General features: G+C 31.9%; 27 protein-coding genes. 26 read left to right on the top strand and 1 reads right to left on the bottom strand.

The annotated features are described in order from the left end of the window. The first annotated feature begins 15 nt into the window (after positions 1–15). The 8 genes from ACREWB_RS18265 (at position 16) to cwlD (ending at position 7,125) form a co-directional block, all read left to right on the top strand. Positions 16–849, top strand: coding sequence for an energy-coupling factor transporter ATPase (locus tag ACREWB_RS18265; RefSeq protein WP_431548954.1), 834 nt, complete (start codon positions 16–18; stop codon positions 847–849). Continuing rightward, on the top strand, positions 834–1,688 hold the full coding sequence (locus ACREWB_RS18260) for an energy-coupling factor transporter ATPase (RefSeq protein WP_431548903.1): 855 nt from the start codon (positions 834–836) through the stop codon (positions 1,686–1,688). Before ACREWB_RS18265 ends, ACREWB_RS18260 begins: the two co-directional genes overlap by 16 nt. Positions 1,689–1,764: 76 nt before the next feature. After that, the gene (locus ACREWB_RS18255; RefSeq protein WP_431548902.1) at positions 1,765–2,562 is read left to right on the top strand and encodes an energy-coupling factor transporter transmembrane component T family protein; all 798 of its coding nucleotides are present in this window, start codon (positions 1,765–1,767) and stop codon (positions 2,560–2,562) included. Between the two features lie 37 nt (positions 2,563–2,599). Further along, the gene (gene truA / locus ACREWB_RS18250) at positions 2,600–3,334 is read left to right on the top strand and encodes a tRNA pseudouridine(38-40) synthase TruA (protein WP_431548901.1); all 735 of its coding nucleotides are present in this window, start codon (positions 2,600–2,602) and stop codon (positions 3,332–3,334) included. Between the two features lie 163 nt (positions 3,335–3,497). After that, on the top strand, positions 3,498–3,932 hold the full coding sequence (rplM, locus tag ACREWB_RS18245) for a 50S ribosomal protein L13 (protein WP_431548900.1): 435 nt from the start codon (positions 3,498–3,500) through the stop codon (positions 3,930–3,932). A 24-nt stretch (positions 3,933–3,956) separates the two neighbouring features. After that, a complete protein-coding gene (gene rpsI / locus ACREWB_RS18240) occupies positions 3,957–4,349 on the top strand; it encodes a 30S ribosomal protein S9 (protein WP_291641582.1) in 393 nt (130 codons plus the stop codon). A 272-nt stretch (positions 4,350–4,621) separates the two neighbouring features. Continuing rightward, positions 4,622–6,238 carry a Na/Pi cotransporter family protein gene (locus ACREWB_RS18235; protein WP_431548899.1) on the top strand — a complete coding sequence of 539 codons (1,617 nt, stop codon included), beginning with the start codon at positions 4,622–4,624 and terminating at the stop codon, positions 6,236–6,238. A gap of 161 nt (positions 6,239–6,399) precedes the next feature. Beyond that, the gene (gene cwlD / locus ACREWB_RS18230) at positions 6,400–7,125 is read left to right on the top strand and encodes an N-acetylmuramoyl-L-alanine amidase CwlD (RefSeq protein ID WP_431548898.1); all 726 of its coding nucleotides are present in this window, start codon (positions 6,400–6,402) and stop codon (positions 7,123–7,125) included. A 100-nt stretch (positions 7,126–7,225) separates the two neighbouring features. Here the strand turns inward: cwlD and ACREWB_RS18225 are convergent, their stop codons facing one another. After that, a complete protein-coding gene (locus ACREWB_RS18225; protein WP_431548897.1) occupies positions 7,226–8,005 on the bottom strand; it encodes a DUF3048 C-terminal domain-containing protein in 780 nt (259 codons plus the stop codon). Positions 8,006–8,284: 279 nt separating this feature from the next. On the opposite strand from ACREWB_RS18225, the gene ACREWB_RS18220 reads away from it, so the two are divergent. From ACREWB_RS18220 to ACREWB_RS18135, 18 genes are all read left to right on the top strand, one after another. Then, positions 8,285–9,262, top strand: a complete 978-nt coding sequence (locus ACREWB_RS18220; protein WP_431548896.1) for a GntR family transcriptional regulator — start codon at positions 8,285–8,287, stop codon at positions 9,260–9,262. 47 nt (positions 9,263–9,309) lie between these two features. Then, on the top strand, positions 9,310–9,723 hold the full coding sequence (gene glmS / locus ACREWB_RS18215) for a methylaspartate mutase subunit S (RefSeq protein WP_431548895.1): 414 nt from the start codon (positions 9,310–9,312) through the stop codon (positions 9,721–9,723). A 20-nt stretch (positions 9,724–9,743) separates the two neighbouring features. Beyond that, positions 9,744–11,138 carry a methylaspartate mutase accessory protein GlmL gene (gene glmL / locus ACREWB_RS18210; RefSeq protein WP_431548894.1) on the top strand — a complete coding sequence of 465 codons (1,395 nt, stop codon included), beginning with the start codon at positions 9,744–9,746 and terminating at the stop codon, positions 11,136–11,138. A gap of 18 nt (positions 11,139–11,156) precedes the next feature. Next, entirely contained in the window at positions 11,157–12,614 is a 1,458-nt protein-coding gene (locus tag ACREWB_RS18205; RefSeq protein ID WP_431548893.1) for a methylaspartate mutase subunit E, read from the top strand. A gap of 49 nt (positions 12,615–12,663) precedes the next feature. Then, on the top strand, positions 12,664–13,905 hold the full coding sequence (locus ACREWB_RS18200; protein ID WP_431548892.1) for a methylaspartate ammonia-lyase: 1,242 nt from the start codon (positions 12,664–12,666) through the stop codon (positions 13,903–13,905). Between the two features lie 83 nt (positions 13,906–13,988). Continuing rightward, the gene (locus tag ACREWB_RS18195; RefSeq protein ID WP_431548891.1) at positions 13,989–14,831 is read left to right on the top strand and encodes a fumarate hydratase; all 843 of its coding nucleotides are present in this window, start codon (positions 13,989–13,991) and stop codon (positions 14,829–14,831) included. A 35-nt stretch (positions 14,832–14,866) separates the two neighbouring features. Next, positions 14,867–15,424, top strand: coding sequence for a Fe-S-containing hydro-lyase (locus ACREWB_RS18190; protein ID WP_431548890.1), 558 nt, complete (start codon positions 14,867–14,869; stop codon positions 15,422–15,424). 30 nt (positions 15,425–15,454) lie between these two features. Continuing rightward, complete coding sequence (gene citD / locus ACREWB_RS18185; RefSeq protein ID WP_431548889.1) at positions 15,455–15,718, top strand: citrate lyase acyl carrier protein; 264 nt, start codon at positions 15,455–15,457, stop codon at positions 15,716–15,718. 12 nt (positions 15,719–15,730) lie between these two features. Continuing rightward, complete coding sequence (locus tag ACREWB_RS18180; protein WP_431548888.1) at positions 15,731–16,603, top strand: HpcH/HpaI aldolase/citrate lyase family protein; 873 nt, start codon at positions 15,731–15,733, stop codon at positions 16,601–16,603. A 54-nt stretch (positions 16,604–16,657) separates the two neighbouring features. Beyond that, positions 16,658–18,196 (top strand): citrate lyase subunit alpha, encoded by a 1,539-nt coding sequence (gene citF / locus ACREWB_RS18175; protein ID WP_431548887.1) that lies wholly within the window; start codon positions 16,658–16,660, stop codon positions 18,194–18,196. Between the two features lie 158 nt (positions 18,197–18,354). Further along, on the top strand, positions 18,355–19,398 hold the full coding sequence (citC, locus tag ACREWB_RS18170) for a [citrate (pro-3S)-lyase] ligase (RefSeq protein WP_431548886.1): 1,044 nt from the start codon (positions 18,355–18,357) through the stop codon (positions 19,396–19,398). A gap of 6 nt (positions 19,399–19,404) precedes the next feature. Next, positions 19,405–19,917, top strand: coding sequence for a citrate lyase holo-[acyl-carrier protein] synthase (gene citX / locus ACREWB_RS18165; RefSeq protein WP_431548885.1), 513 nt, complete (start codon positions 19,405–19,407; stop codon positions 19,915–19,917). After that, positions 19,907–20,779 (top strand): triphosphoribosyl-dephospho-CoA synthase CitG, encoded by an 873-nt coding sequence (citG, locus tag ACREWB_RS18160; RefSeq protein ID WP_431548884.1) that lies wholly within the window; start codon positions 19,907–19,909, stop codon positions 20,777–20,779. Before citX ends, citG begins: the two co-directional genes overlap by 11 nt. A gap of 236 nt (positions 20,780–21,015) precedes the next feature. Further along, the gene (locus tag ACREWB_RS18155; protein ID WP_431548883.1) at positions 21,016–21,576 is read left to right on the top strand and encodes an RNA polymerase sigma factor; all 561 of its coding nucleotides are present in this window, start codon (positions 21,016–21,018) and stop codon (positions 21,574–21,576) included. Then, complete coding sequence (locus ACREWB_RS18150; RefSeq protein WP_431548882.1) at positions 21,573–22,610, top strand: DUF4652 domain-containing protein; 1,038 nt, start codon at positions 21,573–21,575, stop codon at positions 22,608–22,610. Before ACREWB_RS18155 ends, ACREWB_RS18150 begins: the two co-directional genes overlap by 4 nt. 234 nt (positions 22,611–22,844) lie before the next feature. Then, positions 22,845–24,080, top strand: a complete 1,236-nt coding sequence (locus tag ACREWB_RS18145; RefSeq protein WP_431548881.1) for a tetratricopeptide repeat protein — start codon at positions 22,845–22,847, stop codon at positions 24,078–24,080. Between the two features lie 78 nt (positions 24,081–24,158). Further along, positions 24,159–24,497: a thioredoxin gene (gene trxA, locus ACREWB_RS18140; RefSeq protein WP_431548953.1), complete on the top strand. Its 339-nt coding sequence runs from the start codon at positions 24,159–24,161 to the stop codon at positions 24,495–24,497. Between the two features lie 168 nt (positions 24,498–24,665). Then, positions 24,666–25,523 carry an NAD(P)/FAD-dependent oxidoreductase gene (locus ACREWB_RS18135; protein WP_431548880.1) on the top strand — a complete coding sequence of 286 codons (858 nt, stop codon included), beginning with the start codon at positions 24,666–24,668 and terminating at the stop codon, positions 25,521–25,523. Positions 25,524–25,526: the final 3 nt, after the last annotated feature.

Below are 25,526 nucleotides of genomic sequence, written 5' to 3'. Positions count from 1 at the left end.
CTTGTGGGTGAGAAAATGGTTATATGTAATAAACTTGTTTATAAATACCCTCAAAGTGAAGGTGAGAAGTCTAAAGTTGCTATAGACGGATTAGATTTAGAGGTTACTAAGGGCGAATTTTTAGTAGTACTCGGTCATAATGGCTCAGGAAAATCAACCTTTGCTAAACATATAAACGCACTGTTAATACCTACTGAAGGTGAAGTCTATGTAGATGGACTTAAGACTTCATTAGAGGGTAATCTATGGGATATTAGGAATGTAGCTGGAATGGTATTTCAAAATCCGGACAATCAAATTGTTGCAACCATTGTAGAAGAAGATGTAGCATTTGGTCCAGAAAATTTAGGGTTAGATCCTAAAGAAATAAGAATTAGAGTTGATGAATCATTAAAAAATGTTGGAATGTATGAATATAAAAAGCATGCTCCACATTTACTTTCAGGTGGTCAAAAACAAAGAGTAGCTATTGCTGGTATTCTTGCTATGAGGCCGAAATGTATTGTATTTGATGAACCTACTGCAATGCTTGACCCATTTGGAAGGAAAGAAGTTATTCGTACTATAAAAGAAATAAACAAAAGATATGGAATAACAATAATTCTAATAACTCATAATATGGAAGAAGCAGTGGAAGCTGATAGAATTGTAGTTATGAATAATGGAAAAATAGTAATGAATGGAAAACCTAGAGAAATATTTGAAAATGTGAGCCTTATGAAAAAAATAGGTTTAGACGTTCCACAGGTAACTGAACTTGCTTATGAACTTAAGCAAAGTGGTATTAATATAGGAACAGATATATTAACTATAAATGAGATGGTGAATGCATTATGTCAATTAAAATAGAAAATTTAACGCATATTTATATGCCAAAAACTCCTTTTGAGAAAAAAGCTATAGATAATATTTCTGTAGAAATAAAACAGGGAGAGTTTGTGGCACTAATTGGGCATACAGGCTCAGGCAAATCCACACTAATACAACATATAAATGGGCTTTTAAAACCGACTTCGGGTACTATAATAATAGATGAACTAGATATCACAATGAAAAAAGCAAAACTTACAGACATAAGAAAAAAAGTTGGCCTGGTATTTCAATATCCTGAATATCAACTTTTTGAAGAAACTATTGAAAAAGACATTGCTTTTGGACCGCATAATTTAGGTCTGAATAATGATGAGATAGACAAGAGAGTTCAAAGAGCAATGAAAACCGTTGGACTTGACTACGAAGAATATAAAGATAAATCACCTTTTGAAATAAGTGGTGGCCAAAAACGGAGAGTTGCAATTGCAGGTGTAGTGGCTATGCAGCCAAAGATTTTAATTCTTGACGAGCCAACGGCAGGACTTGATCCAAAGGGAAGAGACGATATATTAAATAAAATTGTTGAGTTATATAAACAGCAGGATATGACTATAATTTTAGTATCGCATAGTATGGAAGATGTTGCAAAAGTTGCAAATAGAATTATAGTAATGGATGAAGGGACCTGTATTCTAGATGGAACACCTGAGAAGATATTTAAGGAAATAGAAACATTGGAGAGGGTTGGACTTGCGGTTCCGCAAGTAACTTATCTAATTAGAGAACTACGAAGCAAAGGATTTAATGTGTCGGAGGATACATTTACCGTAGAAAAAGCTAAGCATGAATTGCTTAGAGTATTAAGAGCGGACTAGTATAAATTTTCTATCTAAGTAAGACATCATATATAGCAGTAGTATATGTGTTTTATAATACATTGGAGGAATTTGTATGATTAAAGATATTACAATAGGTCAATATATGCCAGGAGAGTCTTTTGTACATAAATTAGACCCAAGATTCAAGATACTAATATCTCTTTTATTTATTGTTAACCTATTTTTAGTGAATAATTTTCTAGGCTATTTATTTATATTTATATTTATTTTGTCAACAATATATATATCTAAGTTGTCACCTAAGTATATATACAAGGGGCTAAAGCCTATTTTTATATTGCTACTGATTACAGCAGTATTGAACATTTTTATGACTAGTGGGAATGAGGTACTCTTTAAATGGAAATTTATAACCATATATAAAGAAGGTTTAATAATTGCAGCCTTTATGATAATCAGATTGGTATTTTTAATTATAGGAACATCAATTCTAACTCTCACAACGTCTCCTATAGAACTAACTGATGGCATAGAAAGACTTTTAAATCCGTTTAAGAGAATAGGTGTCCCAGCTCATGAACTAGCAATGATGATGACTATTGCACTGAGATTCATTCCTACTCTTATGGATGAGACTGATAAAATCATGAAAGCACAAATGGCAAGAGGTGCTGATTTTGAGTCTGGTAATTTAATAAGTAGAGCTAAAAGTCTAATACCTATTTTAGTGCCTTTATTTATAAGTTCTTTTAGACGTGCAGATGAACTTGCAATGGCTATGGAATCAAGATGTTATAAAGGTGGAGAAGGAAGAACTAGAATGAAAGAGTTAAAGATAACAAGAAAAGATTATATTGCAAGTTTTGCGTTCACATTTCTATTTGTTATTACTATTGTTAGTAGAACATAATATTATGTTTTCTATAAATACAAAAGGATGTGAATTCTTGAGAAATATAAAACTTATAATAGAATATGACGGAACGAATTACTCGGGATGGCAGAGACAAAATAATGCCATAACTATTCAAGAAAAAGTAGAGAGGGCTATTGAGAAAATTACAGGTGAAGAAACTAAAATCACAGGTTCTAGTAGAACGGATGCAGGAGTTCATGCAAGAGGCTATACAGGTAATTTTTATACCGATAGCATTATATCTGTGGAAAAGTTTACAGGAGCTATTAATAGTAAACTTCCGCTAGATATTGTGATTTTACATTGTTTTGAGGTTCCGCTTGAATTTCACTCAAGATATAACTCTACAGGAAAAATCTATAGTTATTCTATACTTAATAGGCGTGAGTCTGTTGCAGTAGGGCGTAATTATATATATCATCATAAAAATGTATTAGATGTAGTGGCTATGAGTGGCGCCACAAAATATTTTATGGGTACCCATGATTTTTCGGCATTCAAAAATCTAGGTAGTTCTGTAAAAACTTCTGTTAGAACTATTACAAGGCTAGATATTATAAAAAATGGGGATTTAATAGAAATATATATTGCCGCTGATGGTTTTTTATACAATATGGCTAGAATAATAGTAGGGGCGCTAATTAGAGTTGGCGAAGGAAAAATTAAACCTAATGAAATTCAAGGTATTATTGAATCTAAGCAACGAGAAAGGGCTGGAAAATCAGCACCAGCCTGTGGATTGTGCTTGGAAGAAGTTTTTTATTAAAAAAAACATAAAAACCAGAAGTATCCTTTGTAAAAGCATTGACACACCCGGTAGAATGTATTATACTTATTAATGTTTGTATATGTTATCGTGTAATAAGATCCACTAGCCCCGGATCTTTAGCATAGAAATTCAATTGTTAAAAGTTCAGGGAGGGAAAATAATGAAATCATACTTAGCAAAACCGTTAGAAGTAGAAAGAAATTGGTTCGTTGTAGACGTAGAAGGATTAGTTTTAGGAAGAGCAGCTAGTCAAATAGCTTCAATTTTAAGAGGAAAGCATAAACCAACATTTACACCAAGTGTTGATACAGGTGACTTTGTCATTGTATTAAATGCTGAAAAGATCGTTTTAACTGGTAAGAAATTAGACCAAAAGATGTTAAGACATCACTCTTTTTATCCAGGTGGATTAAAAGAAGTTCCATATAGAATAGCAATGGTTAAAAAACCAGAGTTTATATTTGAAGAAGCAGTAAGAAGAATGCTTCCAAAGGGACCATTAGGCCGTCAAACAATTAAAAAAATGACAGTATACAGAGGACCAGAACATAAAAACCAGGCACAAAATCCACAAACACTAGTTCTTAAATACTAATCAATTTAGAGGGGAGGAAATATAATGGCAAAGGTTCAATATATAGGAACAGGAAGAAGAAAGAAATCAGTTGCTAGAGTTAGACTTATACCTGGCGAAGGTAAAATAGTTATAAATAAAAGAAACATAGAAAACTATTTCGGATTAGAAACTTTAATGCTTATAGTTAATCAACCACTAGTACTTACAGGAACTAAAGATAAATTTGATATTTTAGTAAATGTACACGGTGGTGGATATACAGGTCAAGCCGGAGCAATAAGACACGGAATTTCTAGATCACTTCTTAAAGCTGATGAAACACTAAGACCAGAACTTAAAAAAGCAGGATTTTTAACAAGAGATCCAAGAATGAAAGAAAGAAAGAAATATGGTCTTAAAAAAGCAAGAAAAGCATCTCAATTTTCAAAGAGATAATAGTCTTGTACATAGGAAGGAATATACACTTGCAAAAGTTGTATATTCCTTTTTTCATTTGTATAATTTCATAAAATCAGAACACAAGTTCCTAATAATAATAAAGTCAAAAAGTAAAGGGTCCCAATGTTATGTTTGTGTTAAGAATAATAAAGTCTATGTTAAATATGATATTAATTACTTAACATAGACTTTAAATTTATAGTATTATGTATATGTATTGATAAGATATTTGAAAGAGGTAAAAATAGTTATAAATGTGGAGGGATTATATGTATGTTATAAATATGGTCATAGGTCTTTTTGGGGGATTAGGGTTATTTCTATATGGAATGAAACTTATGGGCGATGGATTAGAGAATGCTTCGGGTGAAAAACTTAAAAAGATATTTGAGAAAATAACTTCTAATCCAGTAAAAGGAGTAGCTACAGGTGCTATAATAACAACAGTTATCCAAAGTAGTAGTGCAACCACGGTAATGGTAGTGGGTTTTGTTAATGCAGGACTTATGAACCTTTATCAAGCAGCAGCGGTTATTATGGGAGCTAATATTGGAACTACTGTAACTGCGCAGTTAATTGCATTTAGGCTTGATGCTGTAATACCAGTGTTTTTAGGGATAGGATCTTTAACAATACTGTTTTCAAAAGGTAAGAGATCTAGAGAAATAGGTAATATTATACTAGGTTTTGGTATTTTATTTCTAGGCATGGAACTTATGAAGAATACTATGGCTCCTCTAGCGGAGTCCGCAGCTTTTGCAACTTTGATTATGAAATTAGAAGGCAATGTTATTTTTGGAATATTAACAGGTGCCTTGATGACAGCAGTAATCCAAAGTTCGTCAGCATCCACAGGTATTTTGGTAGCATTATCATCTACAGGAGCACTTCCACTAGGAGTAGCGGTGCCAATTTTATTTGGTAATAATATAGGTACATGTATAACAGCTTTATTATCAAGTATAGGAACCTCTAGAACTGCTAAAAAAGCAGCACTAATACATATATTCTTTAATATATTTGGAACAATAATTTTTATACCATTAATAAATCCTTTAATACAACTTGTACAATCTATATCTCCAGGTGGAGCTTCAGAGGTGAAAAGACAAATAGCAAATGCTCATACTATATTTAACATAGCAAATACAATAATTATGGTTCCATTTATAAGATATTTTGTCTTACTTGTTAATAAGATAATACCTGGAGAAGATGAAATACATACAATAGGTGTTCAGTATATAGATGACAGATTATTAGAAACACCAGTTATTGCAGTTGGTCAAACTACAAAAGAAGTTGTTAGAATGGCTAATTTAGCAAAAGATAATGTAAAGCTTGCTATGATGTGTTTTGTAAATAATGATGAAAAGAAGTTAAAAACTGTTTATGAAAATGAAAAATTAATAAATTTACTTGAAGACGAAATTACTTCATATTTGGTAAAACTCTCCACGACTCAATTATCAGAGAAGCAGACTATAATAGTAACCTCTATGTTTAATGTTGTAAATGATATAGAACGCATAGGAGACCATGCTGAAAATATAGCAGATATGACTAGTGAAAAACTTCAAAAGAATTTAGAGTTCTCTAAAGAGGCTTTAGATGAGCTAGATGGAATGTTTAAATATGTAGTGAATGCGTTAGAATTTAGTATTGAGAGTTTTGAGCATAATGATATTAAAAAAGCAGAATCTATGGTTGCAATAGAAAAGAGGATTGATAGCTTAGAAAAAGAGCTAAGGGCATCCCATATAAGAAGATTAAATAATCATGTTTGTGGTGCTACGGTTGGGACTATGTTTCTAGACCTCATTAGTAATTTTGAGAGAATAGGAGACCATTCAACCAATATAGCTGAAGTAGTATTATACAAATAAAAAAATTAAATATATAAATAAAAACACCAACTAACTTTTTAGTTGGTGTTTTTATTGTACCTCGAAACGTGGATTTAAACTCCAGTCTGAATATAAATAATAATAATTTATGTGTGACTTGAATAAAATTAAGGAGAGCAATAAATAAAAGGGTGGGTAGATTGAAATATAGAAATAATAAATTAACAGCTATTGTGGTAGTAATTATTTTAGCGATGGCAAGCTTTATAGGTGTAAATATAAGTCTTTCAAAATCAGCTATGAATACTAACAGAAGATTACAAATAGGTATTAAAAGAATACTTATTGATGCTGGTCACGGAGGGATGGATGGTGGAACAAGCTCTAAAAATGGTACTGTAGAAAAGAACATAAATTTAAGTATAGCAACAAAACTTAAAGTTTACTTACAAAAATCCGGTTATGAGGTAATTATGACAAGAGAGGATGACGCAGGACTTTATTTAAATAATGGAACAATAAGAGGTAAATACATTGAAGACTTAATGAACAGGTGTAACTTAAAGCAGTCCAGTAATTGTGATATGTTTATTAGTGTTCATCTAAATTATTTTACACAGAGTAAATATTATGGCGCACAAGTATGGTATTCGGAGTATAAGGACAGTGTAATACTTGCCAGTATAATTCAAAAGAACTTGAGGGAGGATTTAGATTGTAGTAATAAGAGAGTGCAAAAACCTGCCAAAAATGCTTATAAGATATTAAGAGAAAATGATAGTATGGCAAGTGTACTGGTGGAATGTGGATTTTTATCAAATTACGAAGAAGAACAAAAATTAAAGTCTGATATATATCAAGAAAAAATAGCAGAATCCATAAGTAAATCTGTAGGGGAATTTTATATTAATAGTACTACTGAGTAAATAGTTGAATAATATCTATAGTAAAAACACATATTATATAAATAATATGTGTTTTCTTTTTAATTGGACTTTGTATACAGTGCCAATTTGTAGCGCGTTATTAATCATAGGCCACAGAGCGGTCTTTATTAACAAAAATCCACCATGTTGCACCGGGATTCAGCAAAACTTCACCACCGGTTTCAGTCTTAAGACTTGTTTCAGAAAATTTTTGACTAGACCATTTAACTTTCGCCACCGTTCCACCACAAAAAAGTAGTCCGTCACCGTAATTATCAGAGAGTGTTAGTGTTTCATCATTAGTAATGTTGCCATTAATAAATTGCACTATAACATTAGTAAGCTTTATAGGGGTATTATTATCATTATCCATTTGAAGTCCCCTATAATGGTAGTATTGTCCATTTTCATATAAAAAATTTGAGGAAGCATCTTCATTAAAAGTTATAAAGATTGAAGTTGCATTGCTATTACTAGCGGGTGGGATTAAAGCATCTTTTGAAAAATTGAATTTCGGAAGATGCGAATTAGAATATTCGTCTAGGGTAACTCTGGAACTTATATTTTTGGCTGCATTCTCATTAAATATAGCTTTATAAGTAATTCCATAAGAGTCACTTAGAAACTCAAGAATTACATCTGCACTGCTAAGGCCCACACTATAGTGGTCATTATTAGCGTTTTGGTAAGTTGCTATTTTTGAAGGTTTAACATTGTAATCATTATAGACTTTCTTCACATTATATTTTGATGAAGTTAATTCACCATTTGCCTTTAAATTAGTGTTATTTGTAATGATTCTATAAATAAATAATGAAAGGGTTAACACCAAAATAGAACTTAAAATATATATAATAACAGAGAAATTTTTATTTGCCATAAGGGCCTCCTTTGCATTTATATATTATTCTAATACTATTTATTTAAAATTATAACCATAAAGTGAAAACCTATAACATAACTTTTCATAAAAAAATGAAAACCTTATCATAATAGGTCGTAATAGCATTATACATAAGAATAAGCTAGATAATGAAGCGTAACTCACTTAAAACGCTAGAAACAGTAACAAACACTCCACAAGGGATATTGATGTGTATTGGACCATATGGTATTATGTATATAGATGGATTAGTCCATTAATCCAATTTGCTTAGAGGTGGTTTCTATTAATATCGAATTAGATAAAAAAAGTGGAGTTCCGCTTTATATTCAAGTTAGAAAACAGATTAGAAATGAAATAAAAAAAGGAGTTCTAAGCGTTGGAACAAAAATGCCTACAGAACGAGAATTGTCTCAAAGGTTAAAAGTAAGTAGAAATACTGTAAGTGCAGCATATAATGATTTGGAACAAGATGGGGCACTTAAATCTTACCAAGGTAAGGGAACTTTTGTAGTTGAAGAAACTGATGTCTTAGAAAATCAAGACATAAAAAATAAGATATTGAAATTTGTTGATTTAGGGCTAGAGCAAGCTTTTGAAACTGGGATGAATCCAGAAGAATTCTTAGATTTAGTAACTCAAAGGGTAAATGAAAAAAAAGAAATGATGGAAAAAATTGAAGCAATATATATAGAGTGCAATATAGAACAAGCTAGAGTATTTAGTAAGCAACTTAGTATTAATAGCAATATGAACGTAATGGCATTAACCATTACAGATTTAATACAGATGAGTGAAGAAACGAAAGAAAAGATTGAATCCTCTGAGTTTATAATAACCACTTTTAATCACATTAACGAGGTTACAAATTTAACAATTGGTCTTAATAAAGAAATTTTAGGAGTTGCTATAACTCCAGATTTGCAACCGATAGTTAAAATTGCTAGATATGGTAATAACACAAAGTTTGGATTTGTGTGCATATCTAAAGAATTTATGATAAAAATAAAAGGAGCATTAGAGAAGGCCGGATTATCCGAAATTCAAATAGAGTACTCCAATACTATTGATCATAATGAGATTGTAGATTTAATACAAAGATCGGATGTTATGATAGTATCGCCAGGTAGATATAAAGATGTTAAAAGTTTAAATTCTAGTAATAAAGAAATGGTTAAATTTTTATATAGTCTAGATGATGGCTCAGTAAAAGCCCTTAAATCAAAGATTATTGAAATAAAGTTCAAAAAATAATTCGCCAAAATCATTTACCAAAAAAACATTTAGGAGGCTTTTTAAAAATGGAAAAAAAGACTTTAATTCTAGGAGTAATAGGATCAGATTGTCATGCTGTTGGTAATAAGATTTTAGATTATGCTTTAACGGAAGCTGGTTTCAACGTTATAAACATAGGAGTTCTTTCTCCACAAGAAGATTTTATAAATGCAGCTGTGGAAACTAATGCAGATGCAATAATAGTATCTTCGTTATACGGACATGGAGAAATTGATTGCAGAGGCATGAGAGATAAATGTGACGAAGCAGGATTAAAAGGTATATTGCTACTTGTTGGTGGAAATATAGTAGTAGGAAAACAAAATTGGGAAGAAGTTTATAATAAATTCAGCGCAATGGGATTTGACAGAGTATATCCACCAGGTACTACACTTGAAACAACAATACATGATTTAAAAGAAGCATTAGGATTATTATAAAATAGTTGGGAGTGATATAGGTGGATGCATATTTACTTATAGATTTTGGTAGTACATATACAAAGTTAACTGCAGTAGATATAGAAAAAGAAGAAATAATTGCTACTGCTAAAGATATAACTACAATTGAGGATGACATAATGATAGGTGTTGAAAAGGCCTATTCAAAAATTAAACAAATTTTAAAAGACAAAAATGTTAATTTTATTAACAAATTGGCATGCTCATCGGCTGCAGGAGGTCTTAAAATGATAGCTATTGGCCTAGTGCCAGATTTAACTGCAGAGGCTGCCAAAAGAGCGGCACTTGGAGCTGGTGCTAGAGTGTTAAAGGTATATAGCTATGAATTAACACTTACTGAAATTCAGGAAATTAAAAATTCCGATTTAGACATTATATTACTTGCAGGTGGAACTAATGGTGGTAACAAGGAATGCATAGTGCATAATGCAAAAATGTTAGCCCAAAATGAGGTTAAATTACCAATAGTAGTAGCAGGGAACAAAGTAGCAACTGATGAGATAAGAGAAATATTCACTGATGCTAAAATGTATTTCAGTATTACTGAAAATGTAATGCCTAAGCTAAATGAAGTAAATGTAGAACCAGCAAGGGAAGAAATCAGAAAAGTCTTTATGGATAGAATAGTAGAAGCCAAGGGTCTAGGAAATGCAGAGAAATTTGTAAAAGGTGTTTTAATGCCAACACCTGCAGCAGTTCTAAAGGCTGCAAGATATCTAAGCATTGGTAGTGATGAAGAAAGCGGACTAGGTGATTTGATAATTATTGACATTGGTGGAGCTACCACAGATGTACATTCAATTGCAGCTGGTGAACCTACTAAGTCCGGCGTCAATGTACGCGGCCTTGAAGAACCTTTTGCTAAAAGAACAGTTGAAGGTGATCTTGGTATGAGATATTCTGCAGTTTCATTAAGAGAAGCAGCTGGTAGCAGGAAAATGAGAAAATATTTAGGCGACACAGAAAGAAAAATTGACATAGATGAAAATTGCAAATATAGAATAGAACATGTAATGATGATTCCAGAAACTTTGGAAGAGATTCATTTTGATGAGGCTATGGCAAAAGTAGCCACGGAAATATCTATGGAACGACATGTGGGTACTATTGAAAGTGCATATACTCCTATGGGAGCTATGTATACTCAAACAGGAAAAGACCTTATGGAAGTTAAATATGTCATAGGTACAGGTGGCGTATTAGTACATAGCGATAATCCAAAAGAAATTTTAGAAGCAGGTGCCTTTAGTGCAGAGAATCCAGTGTATTTAAAGCCACGTGATGCAATGTATTTTATCGATAAAACTTATATATTATCTGCTATGGGTTTATTGTGTGAAGATTATCCAGATAAAGCTGTTAGAATTATGAAAAAGTATTTAGTCAAAGTATAATTACTAGGAGGAATACCAATGGAATTAAAAAATCAAAAATGGACCAATGATGAGTTCTTTGAGGTTAGAAAAGAAGTATTAAACCAATGGCCTACAGGAAAAGAAGTGGATCTAGAAGAAGCTATAGAATACAATAAGAAGATTCCTGCTCACAAAAATTTCGCGAAAAAATTAATAAAAGCTAAAGAAGAAGGCATAACATTAGCACAACCAAGAGCTGGTGTTGCATTAGTAGAAACTCATATTGAACTTCTAAACTTCTTAGAGCAAGTAGGTGGAGCAGATTTACTACCATCAACAATAGATAGTTATACAAGACAAAATAGATATGATGAATGTGAAATAGGAATTAAAGAAAGCATAAAAGCAGGAAGATCTCTTTTAAACGGATTTCCAGGAGTTAATCATGGTGTAAAAGGCTGTAGAAAAGTTTTTGAAGCAGTAAATGTTCCATTGGAAGCAAGACATGGAACTCCAGATGGAAGACTACTCGCCGAAATTACTCATGCTTCTGGTTGGACATCAAATGAAGGTGGAGGTATTTCTTATAATATTCCATATGCTAAAAGTGTAACTTTAGCAAAAACAATTTTAGATTGGCAGTATTGTGATAGACTTGTTGGATTTTATGAAGAAAATGGGATATCAATAAACAGAGAACCTTATGGACCACTTACTGGAACATTAGTTCCACCTAGTACATCAAATGCAATTGCAATAATTGAATCTTTACTTGCAGCAGAGCAAGGAGTTAAAAACATAACAGTTGGATATGGTCAGTGTGGAAACTTAATACAAGACGTAGCAGCTATAAGAGCTTTAGAAGAACAATGTAACGAGTACTTAAAAGCTAATGGATATAGTGATATATATCTAACAACAGTAATGCATCAATGGATGGGAGGCTTCCCAGCAGATGAAGCAAAGGCTTATGGTGTAATATCCACAGGATCAGCAACAGCAGCACTTGCTGGAGCAACAAAAGTAATAGTTAAAACTACTCATGAAGCTATAGGAATTCCTACTAAAGAAGCGAATGCTCAAGGAATAAAAGCTACAAAGATGACTTTAAACTTATTACAAGGTCAAAGAATGCCAATGTCTCCAGAACTTAAAACAGAGATAGAAGTAATTAAAGCTGAAACAAAGTGCATGATAGATAAGATATATGAAATAGGAAAAGGTGATTTAGCAATAGGATCTGTTAAAGGATTTGCTATGGGAATTATTGATGTACCATTTGCACCAAGTAAATATAATGCTGCTAAAATGATGCCTGCAAGAGACAATAAAGGAGCAATAAGATACTTAAAATTCGGTAATGTTCCATTTACACAGGAACTTATAAATTTCAATACCAGAAAACTTTCAGAAAGAGCCAATTTTGAAAATAGAGAAATAAGTTTTCAAATGACTATAGATGATATATTTGCAGTAGGAAAAGGAGTACTTATAGGAAGACCAGAAAAAAAATAAACAAATGATCAAATCGCATTACAAATTTAAAGAAGGATAGGTGTTTAATATGAAAATTATTGATGTAGTATGTTCAACAGGAAGAACTGGATTTTATTTTGATGACCAAAGAGCTATAAAAGCTGGAGCAGAACATGATGGTCTTACATACGTAGGTAAACCAGTAACAGAAGGATTTAAAACGATTAGACAAGCGGGAGAATCAATATCAGTAATGATTATACTTGAAGATGGTCAGGTTGCTTACGGAGATTGTGCAGCAGTACAATATTCTGGAGCAGGCGGAAGAGATCCATTATTCCTTGCAAAAGATTTTATACCAATAATAGAAAAAGAAATAGTACCAAAATTAATAGGTAGAGAACTAAACAGCTTTAAAGAAATGGCAGAAGAATTTGACCATATGCAAGTTAATGGTAAAAGACTTCATACAGCAATAAGATATGGAGTAACTCAAGCTATCCTTGATGCTGTAGCAAAAGCTAAAAAAGTAACTATGGCAGAAGTTGTACGTGATGAATACAAAACAGGCGTAGATATTAAGAGAATTGATATTTTCACACAATCAGGTGATGATAGATATAATAGTGCAGATAAAATGATAATAAAAGGTGCAGACGTAATGCCTCACGCATTAATAAACAATGTAGAAGAAAAATTAGGACTTAAGGGTGAGAAATTACTTGCTTATGTTCAGTGGTTAAGTGCTAGAGTATTAAAACTTCGAACTGATAAAAACTATAATCCAATATTCCACATAGATGTATATGGAACAATCGGAGTTGCTTTTAATAATGATATAAAAGCTCAGGCAGATTATATAGCAACTCTTGAAGAAGCTGCTAAACCATTCAAGCTTAGAATTGAAGGACCAATGGATGTTGAGCACAGAGAAAGACAAGTTGAAGCACTAGCTGCATTAACTGCTGAACTCGATAATAGAAAAATAAATGTAGAACTAGTTGCAGACGAATGGTGTAACACATATGAAGACGTAGTATTATTTGGAGATAAGAAAGCAGGTCATATGCTTCAAATAAAATCTCCAGATTTAGGTGGAGTTAACAATATAATTGAAGCAGTATTGTATTGTAAAAAACTAAAAGTTGGAGCATACGTTGGTGGAACATGTAATGAAACTAACAGATCCGCAGAAGTTTGCACAAACATAGCTATGGGTTGTGGGGCAGATCAATGTCTTGCTAAACCAGGTATGGGCGTAGATGAAGGATACATGATAGTAAACAATGAAATGAATAGAGTTGTAGCTTTAGTTAATAGAAAAAAATAAATGAAAGAAAAATTTGGGAGGTTACTTTAAGGCGGTTTATTTAAACTGCCTTTTCCCATATTGAAACAAAAAGGAGAATAACAATGAGAGAAATAAATGTATCTGAAATAACAAAAACCATTAAAAAATTATGTATAGATGCTAATTATTATCTTCCAGATGAAATGAAAAGCGGAATATCAAAGTCCAGAGAAAAGGAAACGTGGGACATAGCAAAAGGTGTTCTAGATAAGATTTTAGTAAATGCAGATATAGCAGCTACTGAAAGAATGCCAATGTGTCAAGATACAGGAATGACTTGTGTTTTTATAGAGATTGGGCAAGATGTTCATATAATAGGCGGAAGCTTAGAGGACGCCATTAATAGTGGTGTAGCAGCAGGATATGAAGAGGGATATTTAAGAAAGTCAGTGGTTAAAGATGCCCTTAATAGAGTGAATACAAATGATAACACTCCAGCAGTTATATATTATGATATAGTTGTAGGAGATAAATTCAAAATAACTGTAGCTCCAAAGGGATTTGGTTCAGAGAATATGAGCCAAATTAAAATGTTAAAACCTTCAGATGGGCTTAAAGGTGTTAAAGAATTTATTTTAAAAGTAGTAAAAGAAGCTGGACCTAACCCATGTCCACCAATAGTTGTAGGAGTAGGAATAGGTGGTACTTTTGATAAGGCGGCGAATCTTGCTAAAAGAGCAGCAGTTAGAGAAATTGATAAAGCAAATTCAAATCCTTACTATGCAAATCTTGAAAGTGAACTTATAGAAGAAATAAATAAGTTAGGTATAGGACCTCAAGGGTTTGGAGGAAAAACAACAGCTTTAGGTGTTAATATTGAAACTTATCCAACCCATATAGCTGGTTTACCTGTGGCAGTAAATATAAATTGTCATGCTGCAAGGCATGCGAAAGCAGAATTATAGTACCATAGGTGATAGCAAATAAGGAGGGAAATGTTATGGAAAAAAGAATAACTACGCCACTTACTAAAGATGTAATTAAGGATCTAAAAGCAGGAGATAGCGTTCTATTATCTGGAGTTATATACACAGCTAGGGATGCAGCTCATAAAAGACTAGTTGATCTTATTGATAGTGGAGAAAAGCTTCCTATAGATGTTGTGGATGCAGTTATATATTATGTGGGACCAACTCCAGCGAAACCTGGAAATGCATTAGGATCAGCAGGTCCAACTACTAGTTATAGAATGGATGCTTATGCACCACAGCTTTTAGAAAAAGGCTTAAAAGGAATGATAGGTAAAGGACTTAGATCACAAGAAGTTGTAGATTCCATGATTAAAAATGGTGCTGTATATTTTGCAGCTATTGGTGGAGCAGGAGCACTAATAGGCAAATGTGTAAAAAAAGCAGAAATAGTAACTTATGAAGATTTAGGATCTGAAGCTATAAGACGACTTGAAGTTGAAGATTTACCTATAGTTGTAATAATAGATAGTGAAGGTAACAATTTATATGAACAAGGACAAAATGCTTATTTAGAAAGTTTAAAATAAATATAACTGAAGTTAGTGTGAGGTGATACCATGGAAATAAATAAACCATCCAAAGCTGGAACGATGGAATCTAACGATATATATGTAATGCTAATGCCAAACCCTAAGGGCGGTATTGAAATAAATCTTCAAAGTATCGTTATGAAACAGTTTGGACAAGAAATAGAAAGAGTAATGCTAGAGGAATTTAAGGAACTTGGAGTAGAAAATGTTATAGTAACTGCACAAGATAAAGGTGCATTAAATTATACAATAAAAGCTAGAATAGAAACTGCCACAAAAAGGGCTCAGTAAGAGGTGATTAATATGAAAAGGTTAAGAAGAACAATGCTTTTTATGCCTGGAAATAATCCAGGAATGCTTCAGAATGCAGGAATTTTAGGTGCAGACTCAATTATATTAGATTTAGAGGATGCTGTAAGTCTAACAGAGAAGGATAGCGCTAGAATTTTGGTAAGAGAAGCAATGAAAATTGTAGATTATAGTAATGTAGAACTAGTAGTAAGGGTAAATCCATTTACTACTGAATATGCCATGGAGGATATTGATGTAATTGCAAGGGTAAAACCTGATGCATTAATGATACCAAAGGCTACAGAAGAAGAACTAAAAGCTATAGATGAAATGCTTATAAAGATTGAAATAGAAGAAGGCTTTCAAAAGGGAAGTATAAAATTAATTCCCATAGTGGAAACAGCTTACGGCCTTGAAAATGTTTATAGCATAATAAAATCCTCTGATAGAATAGTAGCGGTTTTACTTGGAGGAGAGGATTTGACTTCAGATTTAGGAATTGTTAGAACAAAAGAAGGCGAAGAAGTCTTCTATGCAAGAAATAGAGTAGCAGTTGCATGTAGAGCTATGAAGGTGGATTCTATAGATACTCCATTTACAGATACCAATGATTTTGAAGGTTTAGAAAAAGACACTAGGAAAGCTAAAAGCTTAGGTCTTACAGGTAAAGCTGCCATAAATCCAAGACAAACTGATACCATTCATGATGTGTATGCGCCAACAACGGATGAAATAAAATACGCAAAGAGGGTTCTTGAGTCTATGGAAGAGGCAGAAAGTGAAGGAAAAGGAGTATTCTCCTTAGATGGTAAGATGGTAGATGCGCCAGTTATAAATAGAGCTAAAAATACAGTAGAACTTGCAAAGCTTTTAGGTCTTGTATAAGAGTATATTTAAAAATTGTGAGTTTTGCTACTTTAGTTAATTGAGGTGATATTAATGAAAAATATATTAGGAAAAGAAATACCCGAATACATAGAAGGCTACGGCACGGTGACTCCTTTTGAAGGTGCATTTAAGCATAATGGCGTGAAAGTAAAAAGGGAAGTAAAAGTAAATTCAGTAACTCCAAATGATAAAAAAGTTTTAGAAAGCATAGAGGAAGTTTTAGACAAGGTAGCACTTAAAGATGGGATGACTGTATCTTTTCATCATCATTTAAGAAATGGTGACTATGTACTAAATTTAGTCCTAGAAGCTATTGCATTTAGAGGTATAAAAAACATTACTGTTGCAGTAAGTTCTATCTTCCCAAATCATTCACCACTTATTCAGCACATAAAAAATGGTGTAGTAACTAAAATATACACAAATTATATGTCAGGTCCTGTGGCGCAAGAAATTTCAAGGGGACTATTAAAAACACCAGTGACAATGCATACCCATGGTGGACGTGCTAGGGCAATAGAAAGTGGCGACTTACATATAGATGTAGCTTTCATTGCAGCCCCTACAGCAGATACTTATGGAAACATTAATGGTTTGTATGGTAAGTCGGCTTGTGGAGCACTAGGTTATGCGGTAGCAGATGCCGAGTATGCAGACAGGGTTGTAGCAATAACTGATAATTTAGTTCCCTACCCAACTTGCCCAATAGAAATTAGTCAGATATATGTAGATTATATAGTAAAAGTAGATTCCATTGGAGATCCAGCTGGAATAGTATCTGGAACTACACAAATTACTAAGGATCCGGTAGGACTTAAAATAGCTAAAATGGCATCTGATGCTATGGTAGCAACAGGTCTTGTTAAAGACGAGATGTCTTTCCAAACAGGTGCGGGTGGAATTTCACTAGCTGTAGCTGCAGAACTTAGAATTTATATGAAAAAGAATGGCATAAAAGGAAGCTTTGCATCAGGCGGAATAACTGGATATATTGTAGATATGTTTAAAGAGGGACTATTCAGAAGTTTATTTGATGTACAGTGTTTTGATTTACAGGCAGTGCAGTCTTATGTAAGTACTCATAAACATCAAAGAATGTCTGCTTCAATGTATGGAAATCCAAATAACAAAGGTGCAGTTGTAAACAACTTGGACATAGTTATCTTAGGTGCTACAGAAATAGATACTAACTTTAATGTTAATGTAACTACTGGATCAGATGGCGCTATTATGGGTGGCTCAGGCGGACATAGTGATACAGCAGCAGGAGCTAAGCTCACAATAATTGTTACGCAACTCACGAAAGCGAGACTTCCAATTATAGTGGACAATGTAACTACTATAACAACTCCAGGAGAGAGCATTGATGTTATTGTAACAGAAAGAGGAATAGCGGTTAATCCAAGAAGACAGGATATAATCGAAAAATTAAAGAAAACAAATCTTCCTATAATGACTATTGAGAAGCTTAAAGAAATAGCTGAAAATATGACAGGTAAACCAAAGGCAATCGAACTATCAGATCAAATAGTTGCAGTTATAGAATACAGAGATGGTTCTGTAATTGATGTAGTTAGAAAACCCTTATAAGATATAGGATAAAGCTGAAAATAAAATTTTCAGCTTTATTTTATTTTACTTATTATTGTAAAAAACGTGGTAATGGTAAAACTATATATATATTAGCTTTTGTGTAACAATAAATATATAATATATATAATAAGTAATTTAACAGTTGGAGGCTTTGTATGTATGAACTTAACGTTGAAAGAATTAATCTAAAAGATGAAGATAGAGTTAAAGAAGTAAAAGATTTTTTGCGAACATTCCAGTTAGAACTTGATGATAACGTAGATTATACTATAGTTATTAGGCAAAGCGGTGAAATTAAGGCCACTTGTTCCAAAGCTAAAAGTGTTTTTAAGTGCTTTGCAGTATCAGATGATTTAAGAGGAGAAGGGGTATCCTCTATGCTTATGGGAGCAGTATCGGATAGGCTTTTTGAGGAAGAAATTTATCATAGTTTTATATTTACTAAGGTAAGAAACATAGATATATTTTCGTCTCTTGGGTACAACCTCATACAGAAAGTGGAAAATGTAGCCCTTCTTGAGAGTGGAATATATGATATAAGAAAAAAACTAGAGGATATGAAAGTGGAATATAATATAGATAAGACCACTGAAAAATCAGCTTTAGTTATGAATTGTAATCCCTTTACTTTAGGGCACAAGTATTTAATAGAAGAAGCTGCATCAAAAGGTAAAGAGGTATTAGTATTTATAGTAGAAGAAGATAAATCATCATTTCCATTTAACTATAGATATGCAATGGTTAAAGAAGGCGTTTCTCATCTGCCTAATGTGAAAGTAATAAAAGGCGGCGAGTATATAATTTCAGCTGCTACTTTCCCATCCTACTTTTTAAGAGTGGAAGATGAAAGACTAAAGGCGTATACAACACTTGATGCAACAATTTTTGGAAGATATTTTTGTGAAACGTTAAATATAACAAAAAGATTTATAGGAGAAGAGCCTTATTGTAAAGTTACAAATGCTTATAATGACGCTTTGAAGGGAATACTACCTACCTATGGAGTAAAGGTTGTAGAAGTAAAGAGAAAGGCTTTAATGGGTGATATTATAAGTGCTTCAAGGGTTAGAGAATTTATTAAAGAAGATAAAATATCAGAAATTGAAAATATAGTTCCTAGTTCAACATGGAAATTTTTAAATACTAAAGCAGGAAAGGAGATAATGGGGGAAATAAGGTTTAGCGATTCTCCACATTAATATAATATGTATACAGCAGAAGATATATTTTTAGAGAGAGAAAGAAGAATTGAATATCAAGAAAAATTATTGGAACAATTTAAAATGCCTCTACTGGTTATTAGGGTTAACTATCCGGGTATAAACAAAGATAACCGTTTTTCACAAGGGATAACAAAAGTTATAGAGCGCGCTATTTGTGAAACTTTTTGTGAGTCTATTCATAATAAAATAATTACAACAACGGCAGAAGGTCCCCTTGTGATCATGTCTATAAACAAAAACGCAAGAGATATAAAATTAATTACGCTGGGTGTAGAAGAAAAACACCCTTTAGGAAGATGTGTAGACATAGATGTATATGATGGGTCAGGTAGAGGTATTAGTCGTAGTGATTTCAATTTAGGTATGAGAAAATGTTTTTTATGCGATGACATAGCTCATAATTGTGTAAGAAGTGAAAAGCATAGTAAAAAAGAAGTGGAAGAATTTATTAAAATAAGGTTCACAGAATATATGGAGAAAGTTTATGGGAAATAAATATATAATATCAAAAGAAGCTTTTATTATAGCAGGCTATGCAATAGAGGCGATGCTATGTGAAGTGGCTGCATATCCGTCACCTGGACTAGTATCCTCTATATCAAAAGGAGCTCACAAGGATATGGATCATTACTGTTTTATTAAAAGTACCTCTATTCTAAGTAGGTATATGGTTTTATTTGCGCAGGAGGGGTACTCAGATAAAACTCCTAAAGAAATATTTATGGCCATTAGAAATATAGGAATAGAAGCAGAAAATGAAATGTTTATAGGTACTAAGGGTGTAAACACTCATAAAGGCATGATTTTTCTTTTGGGTATTAGCTGCGCAGCTGTGAGCAAAGCTATTTATGATAAGAAAAATTTCAGTGAAATACAAGACTTAATAAGAAAAATGACTAGAGGGCTTGTTCAAAATGAACTAATCTATATGAATAAAGATAAAGCCACAAGCTATGGAGAAAAATTATTTGTAAAATATAAAATAGAGGGAATAAGGGGTCAAGTAGAAAAAGGTATTCCACTTGTTTTTGACTACGCTACTTTGGTGTATAAAGAAAATAAATCTTTGAATTTAAATGATAGGTTAATTCATACACTTGTATCTCTTATGCAGTATTGTGAGGATTCTAATGTTCTTCACAGACATTCAATGGAAACATTAAAAGAAGTACAACAAAAGGCAACTAACATAATTTCTTTAGGCGGAATGACTACAAAAATTGGAAAAGATGCAATAGAGAACCTTGATAGTGAATTTATAAAACAAAATATAAGCCCAGGAGGATCAGCAGACCTCCTAGCGGTAACTGTATTTTTTAATTTAGTAGAGGAATATTTCAGTACTTATAAACATTAGTGCACTATTTCTGTGGATGAATCCATTTTATAATTTAAATTGTGGATAACTTTAGAACTCGAAAGCATCGTTTAGTCGGTTAGAAAAGTATATATTACGTAAATTGCATTCGAACAAGCTTTAGAATTACTTAGCGAAGTGAGACGCAATTGTAGTAATATATACTTTTTTTATCACTATTGATTTTTTAAAACGTATAGAAAGTAGGAATAAAATATATTTTAGGGGGGCGGGGGATGAAAGTGCAGGAAGACTCAAATCTAATTCAAAGCATATTAGACGGAAATATTGATAGCTTTAATATATTAGTTAATAAGTATGAAGTTATAGTTTTGAGATTTATTTATAACATGATAAAGGATAAAGAAGCAGCAGAGGATATAACTCAAGAGGTATTTATTACTATATATAACAAGCTATATCTTTATGATAAAAACCATAAGTTTTTAAATTGGATGCTTCAAATTTCTAAAAATAAATGTATTGATTACATACGTAAATATAAAAGAGTGTATGAGTCGAACATAGAAGATATACCAAACGTTACATCAAAAGAGATGTCACCAGAAGAGGCAACAGAATTTAAGGAAACTAAAGGATATATAGAAGCTTACTTAAGTAGTTTGAGTGAGATAGATAGGCAAATATTAATTATAAGATATTCGCAAAATCTAACATTTCATGATCTTGCTGAAATTCTAGAAATTACAGAATCTAATGTGAAACGTAGATATTATAAGAGCAGACAAAACTTCAAAATTTTCATTTCTAAAGTGGAAAAGGGGTGTGAACAATGAATTGTAATATATTTAAAAACAGATTAGAGGATTATGTATTAGGAAATATTTCAAATGATCTTAAAATTGCACTAGAGAATCACATGGATGGATGTGAAAGCTGTAGGCTGATGTATGAAGAAGAGTCTAGAATAGATTCATCATTTAAGATGGCTTTATCAATACAGGGTATTGAGTTTAATAGCTCAAGAACGAATATAATTAATGCAATAGATAAAAATAGATATAGTAAAAAGACATCAAATAAGATCTTATATAATTTTAAAAGATATAAGAACAAGTATTTATCTTATGCAGTGGCAGTTATAGCTATGATAGTATTCATTCCAATTTTATTGAATAATTTTCCAGGGAAGGCCTATAAGAGTGGAAGTGTAGCTGAAAATAAAACAGCGTTATATAAGGCAGATCGAGATATAGGTGATGGAACTAGTATGGAAAAAAGCACCCAAGACAATGCCAAAGAGGATATAGTAAATAATAAGAATGCTCTTAAATATGAGAATCCTCTAATGGAGTTTAAGAGTACAGTGGTCACAAATAAGGAGCTTCCGGATTATAATATGGTTTGGAAAAATTCTGTTGATGGCGAAAATTCCGCGGCTATAGATGTAAGCGGAGAACAAGATGATAGTTTTGGGTTACATGTAATTTACATCAAAAATATAAAAACTAATAAAATAGTAAGACACGAAATTGTTAATAATGATGCACAATACACACCAAGAAATATAGAATGGTGGGATAATGATAATTTAATAGTTGTTACAGGATATGCATACGGTACGGTAGCTAGGGGCTCTGACGTATATAGTTTAGATGTTAATAAAGGCGAGTTTACTCCGTTATATCAAGTTAAAGATCAAAAACAACAAATAGTTACGGTGGAAAAAGTTAAAAATGATTTAATACTTCAACTTTTAATATATGAGGATGATAACTATAATATTTATCATAGTGCCGTGGGTAAAATGACCTTGCTAGAACCTTCTAAACCAGTAGATATGGAAATTATAAGTGAAGAGAAAAAATAATTTCTTTAATTTTAACAGTTAAGAAAAGTACATGTCTGAGCACACAACAATTGAGAATTGTTGTGTCCCCATGAGGAATACTAAGGGGAAAGCGAGTTTGTACTTTTTAGCATCTTTCATTAAAATTATTTTAGAATTACTCAGCGAAGTGAATGAACTTGTAGTAATATATACTTTTTAAAGTTTATGTTATAATAGGTTAAGCATAAATAATAAGAAATAAAAGGTGAGAACGTGGATAAATCAGGAAAAATATATGTAAAAGCAATGAATAAATATAATGATGGCTATATAGATAAATCAATAGCTCTTTGCGAAAAGTGTATTGCTATAAATATTACAAACGCTGCAGCTCTAAATTTAATAGGTATTTTATATTATCTAAAAGGTGACTTAGAAAACGCTAAAAAAATGTGGAATATAAATTATAAAAGAAACCATGATGAAGTATCGAAAAAATACCTAAAGGATAGTATAAAAGATGTGGAGAAATTACATCTGTACCACAATGCCTTGGATCTAATAGTGGAGTTTAATATATCTGGAGCTTTGGATATACTAAAACAATGTGAAAATAGTCACTTTAATTTTATAAACGTGAATAACAGTATTAGTCTTTGTTACATAAAATGTGGAGAATATGATAAATCACTACATCATATAAACGAAGTTTTAAAAGTAGATAAAAAAAATATGCAGGCTATTACAAATAAAAAAACATTAATAGAATATGGTAACATAAAACGGGATATAGATTATAAAAAGAGTTTTATAATTGCTGGGAGTATATTTTTAGCTATAACTATTTTATTCTTAGGTAAAACATATTGGCCCAAGGTACATAATGATTCAACAACTGCTATAAAAAAAGAACAACCGAAAGTAGAGTTAAATAAGAATAAAGACAAAGTAGAAATTGTAAATGAAGTAAAAACGGATACTCAAGAGAAATTTTCACAAGAGCAATTTGTGGAGAGTATAAAAAACAACAATATGGAGAAAATAATTGAATATGTAAACCTGTGGAAAGATGCAAAGTATGCTAATTTAGAAATTAATGATAAACTACTCCTGGCAGAAGGTGAAAAAATCATTAAAAAGGATGGAATAGTATATTTTTATGAGAAAGGTATGAGCTATATGCATAGTGAAAACTATACGCAGGCACAGAAATATTTTTTATACGCTTTGCCTTATTCTAAAGATAATTATTTGGACCAACATATTATTTATATGTTAGCACTGTGTTACAAAGGTAATTCGGATTTCGAAAATGCTATTAAATACTATGAATACACTCTAGATAAGTTCCCTAGTGGAATTTACACTGAAGAGACGTTATATAATCTTATTCTTATAAATAAAGATGTAGATTTAAATAGTGCAAAAGATTATGCGAAAAAACTGGCTAAACAGTTTCCTGATTCAGAGTATAATAACAGTATAGTTAAAAGCATTGTGGATTTCTAAAAAAAATTAAAATATATCGTATTGACTAGTCACATAATATGGTATACAATAATAGTATAAAGTATACCCTATAGGGGTATAAAAACTGGAGGTAATAATATGATTAAAGAAGTTAATGATAAAAATTTTAAAGAGGAAATTACAAACTCAGATAGCATAGTGGTAGTTGATTTTTGGGCACCTTGGTGTGGACCTTGTAAAATGTTAAGTCCAGTAATTGAAGAATTAGCTAAGGAAATGGGTAAAGAAGTTAAGTTTGCAAAAATAAATGTAGATGAAAGCCCAATGACATCATCTAAATATAGAATTGCAAGTATTCCAACTGTTATGGTGTTTAGTAAAGATAAAGTAAAAGATACTATGGTAGGATTTAGACCTAAAGCGGACATAAAGAAAATAATTCAAAAGCATTTATAAAATTGTAAAATAATCTGGGTATTAAATTAAATGTTTTAGAGATAGTTATTTTAAATTTTTATAATTTAAATAACTATCTTTGTTTTGTTTTATTTATTATAAGATAAAAAAGGTAGTAACAGATAATAATTTTCAAATATAATAGAAGTTTGATAGGGAGTGGAAATAATGAGTGAAAGATATGATATTGCTATAATCGGAACAGGCCCAGCGGGACTTGAAGCAGCTATTAATGCTAAAATTAGAAATAAAAACATAATACTTTTTGGGAATAAAGAGCTAAGTTCTAAACTTGTAAAAGCACCAAAAGTAAATAATTTTTTAGGCTTTTATAATATTACAGGAAAAGAACTTAAAAACAAGTTTGCATCTCATATAAAAGCAATGGGGATAAGTATTATACCTGAGAGAATAAATAACGTTTATGCTATGGGAGAATATTTTGCTCTGATGGTTAATGATAAGATTTATGAAGCTAAATCAATAATTTTAGCTACGGGCATAGAATATAGCAAACCATTAAAAGGGGAAGAAAAATTTTTAGGAAGTGGAGTAGGGTACTGCGCTACTTGCGATGCTCCATTATATAAAGGGAAAACAGTAGTTATAGTTGGGTATAACAAAGAAAGTGAAGAAGAAACTAATTATGTAAGTGAACTTACGTCTAAAACATATTATATTCCTATGTACAAAGGTGAATATAATTTAAACCCCAGTGTAGAGATAATAAAGCACAAGCCAGTAGAAATAGTTGGTGACGACAGAGTAACTAAGATAATTTTAGAACATGGTGAAATAATTACAGATGGGGTTTTCATGTTAAGGGATAGTTTATCCCCAGATAAGTTAGTGCCAGGCCTTCAAATAGAAGATGGACATATAAAAGTAGACAGAAACATGAAAACTAATATAGAAGGATGCTATGCAGCTGGAGATTGTGTTGGTAAACCATATCAGTATATTAAGGCGGCAGGTGAAGGTTTGGTAGCTGCCCTTAGCGCAGTTTCATATTTAGACAAAAAATAAAAA

This window comes from Clostridium sp. (assembly GCF_050717635.1).
Taxonomy (GTDB): domain Bacteria; phylum Bacillota; class Clostridia; order Clostridiales; family Clostridiaceae; genus Clostridium_AD.
This window is presented reverse-complemented; position numbering and strand designations above follow the sequence as displayed.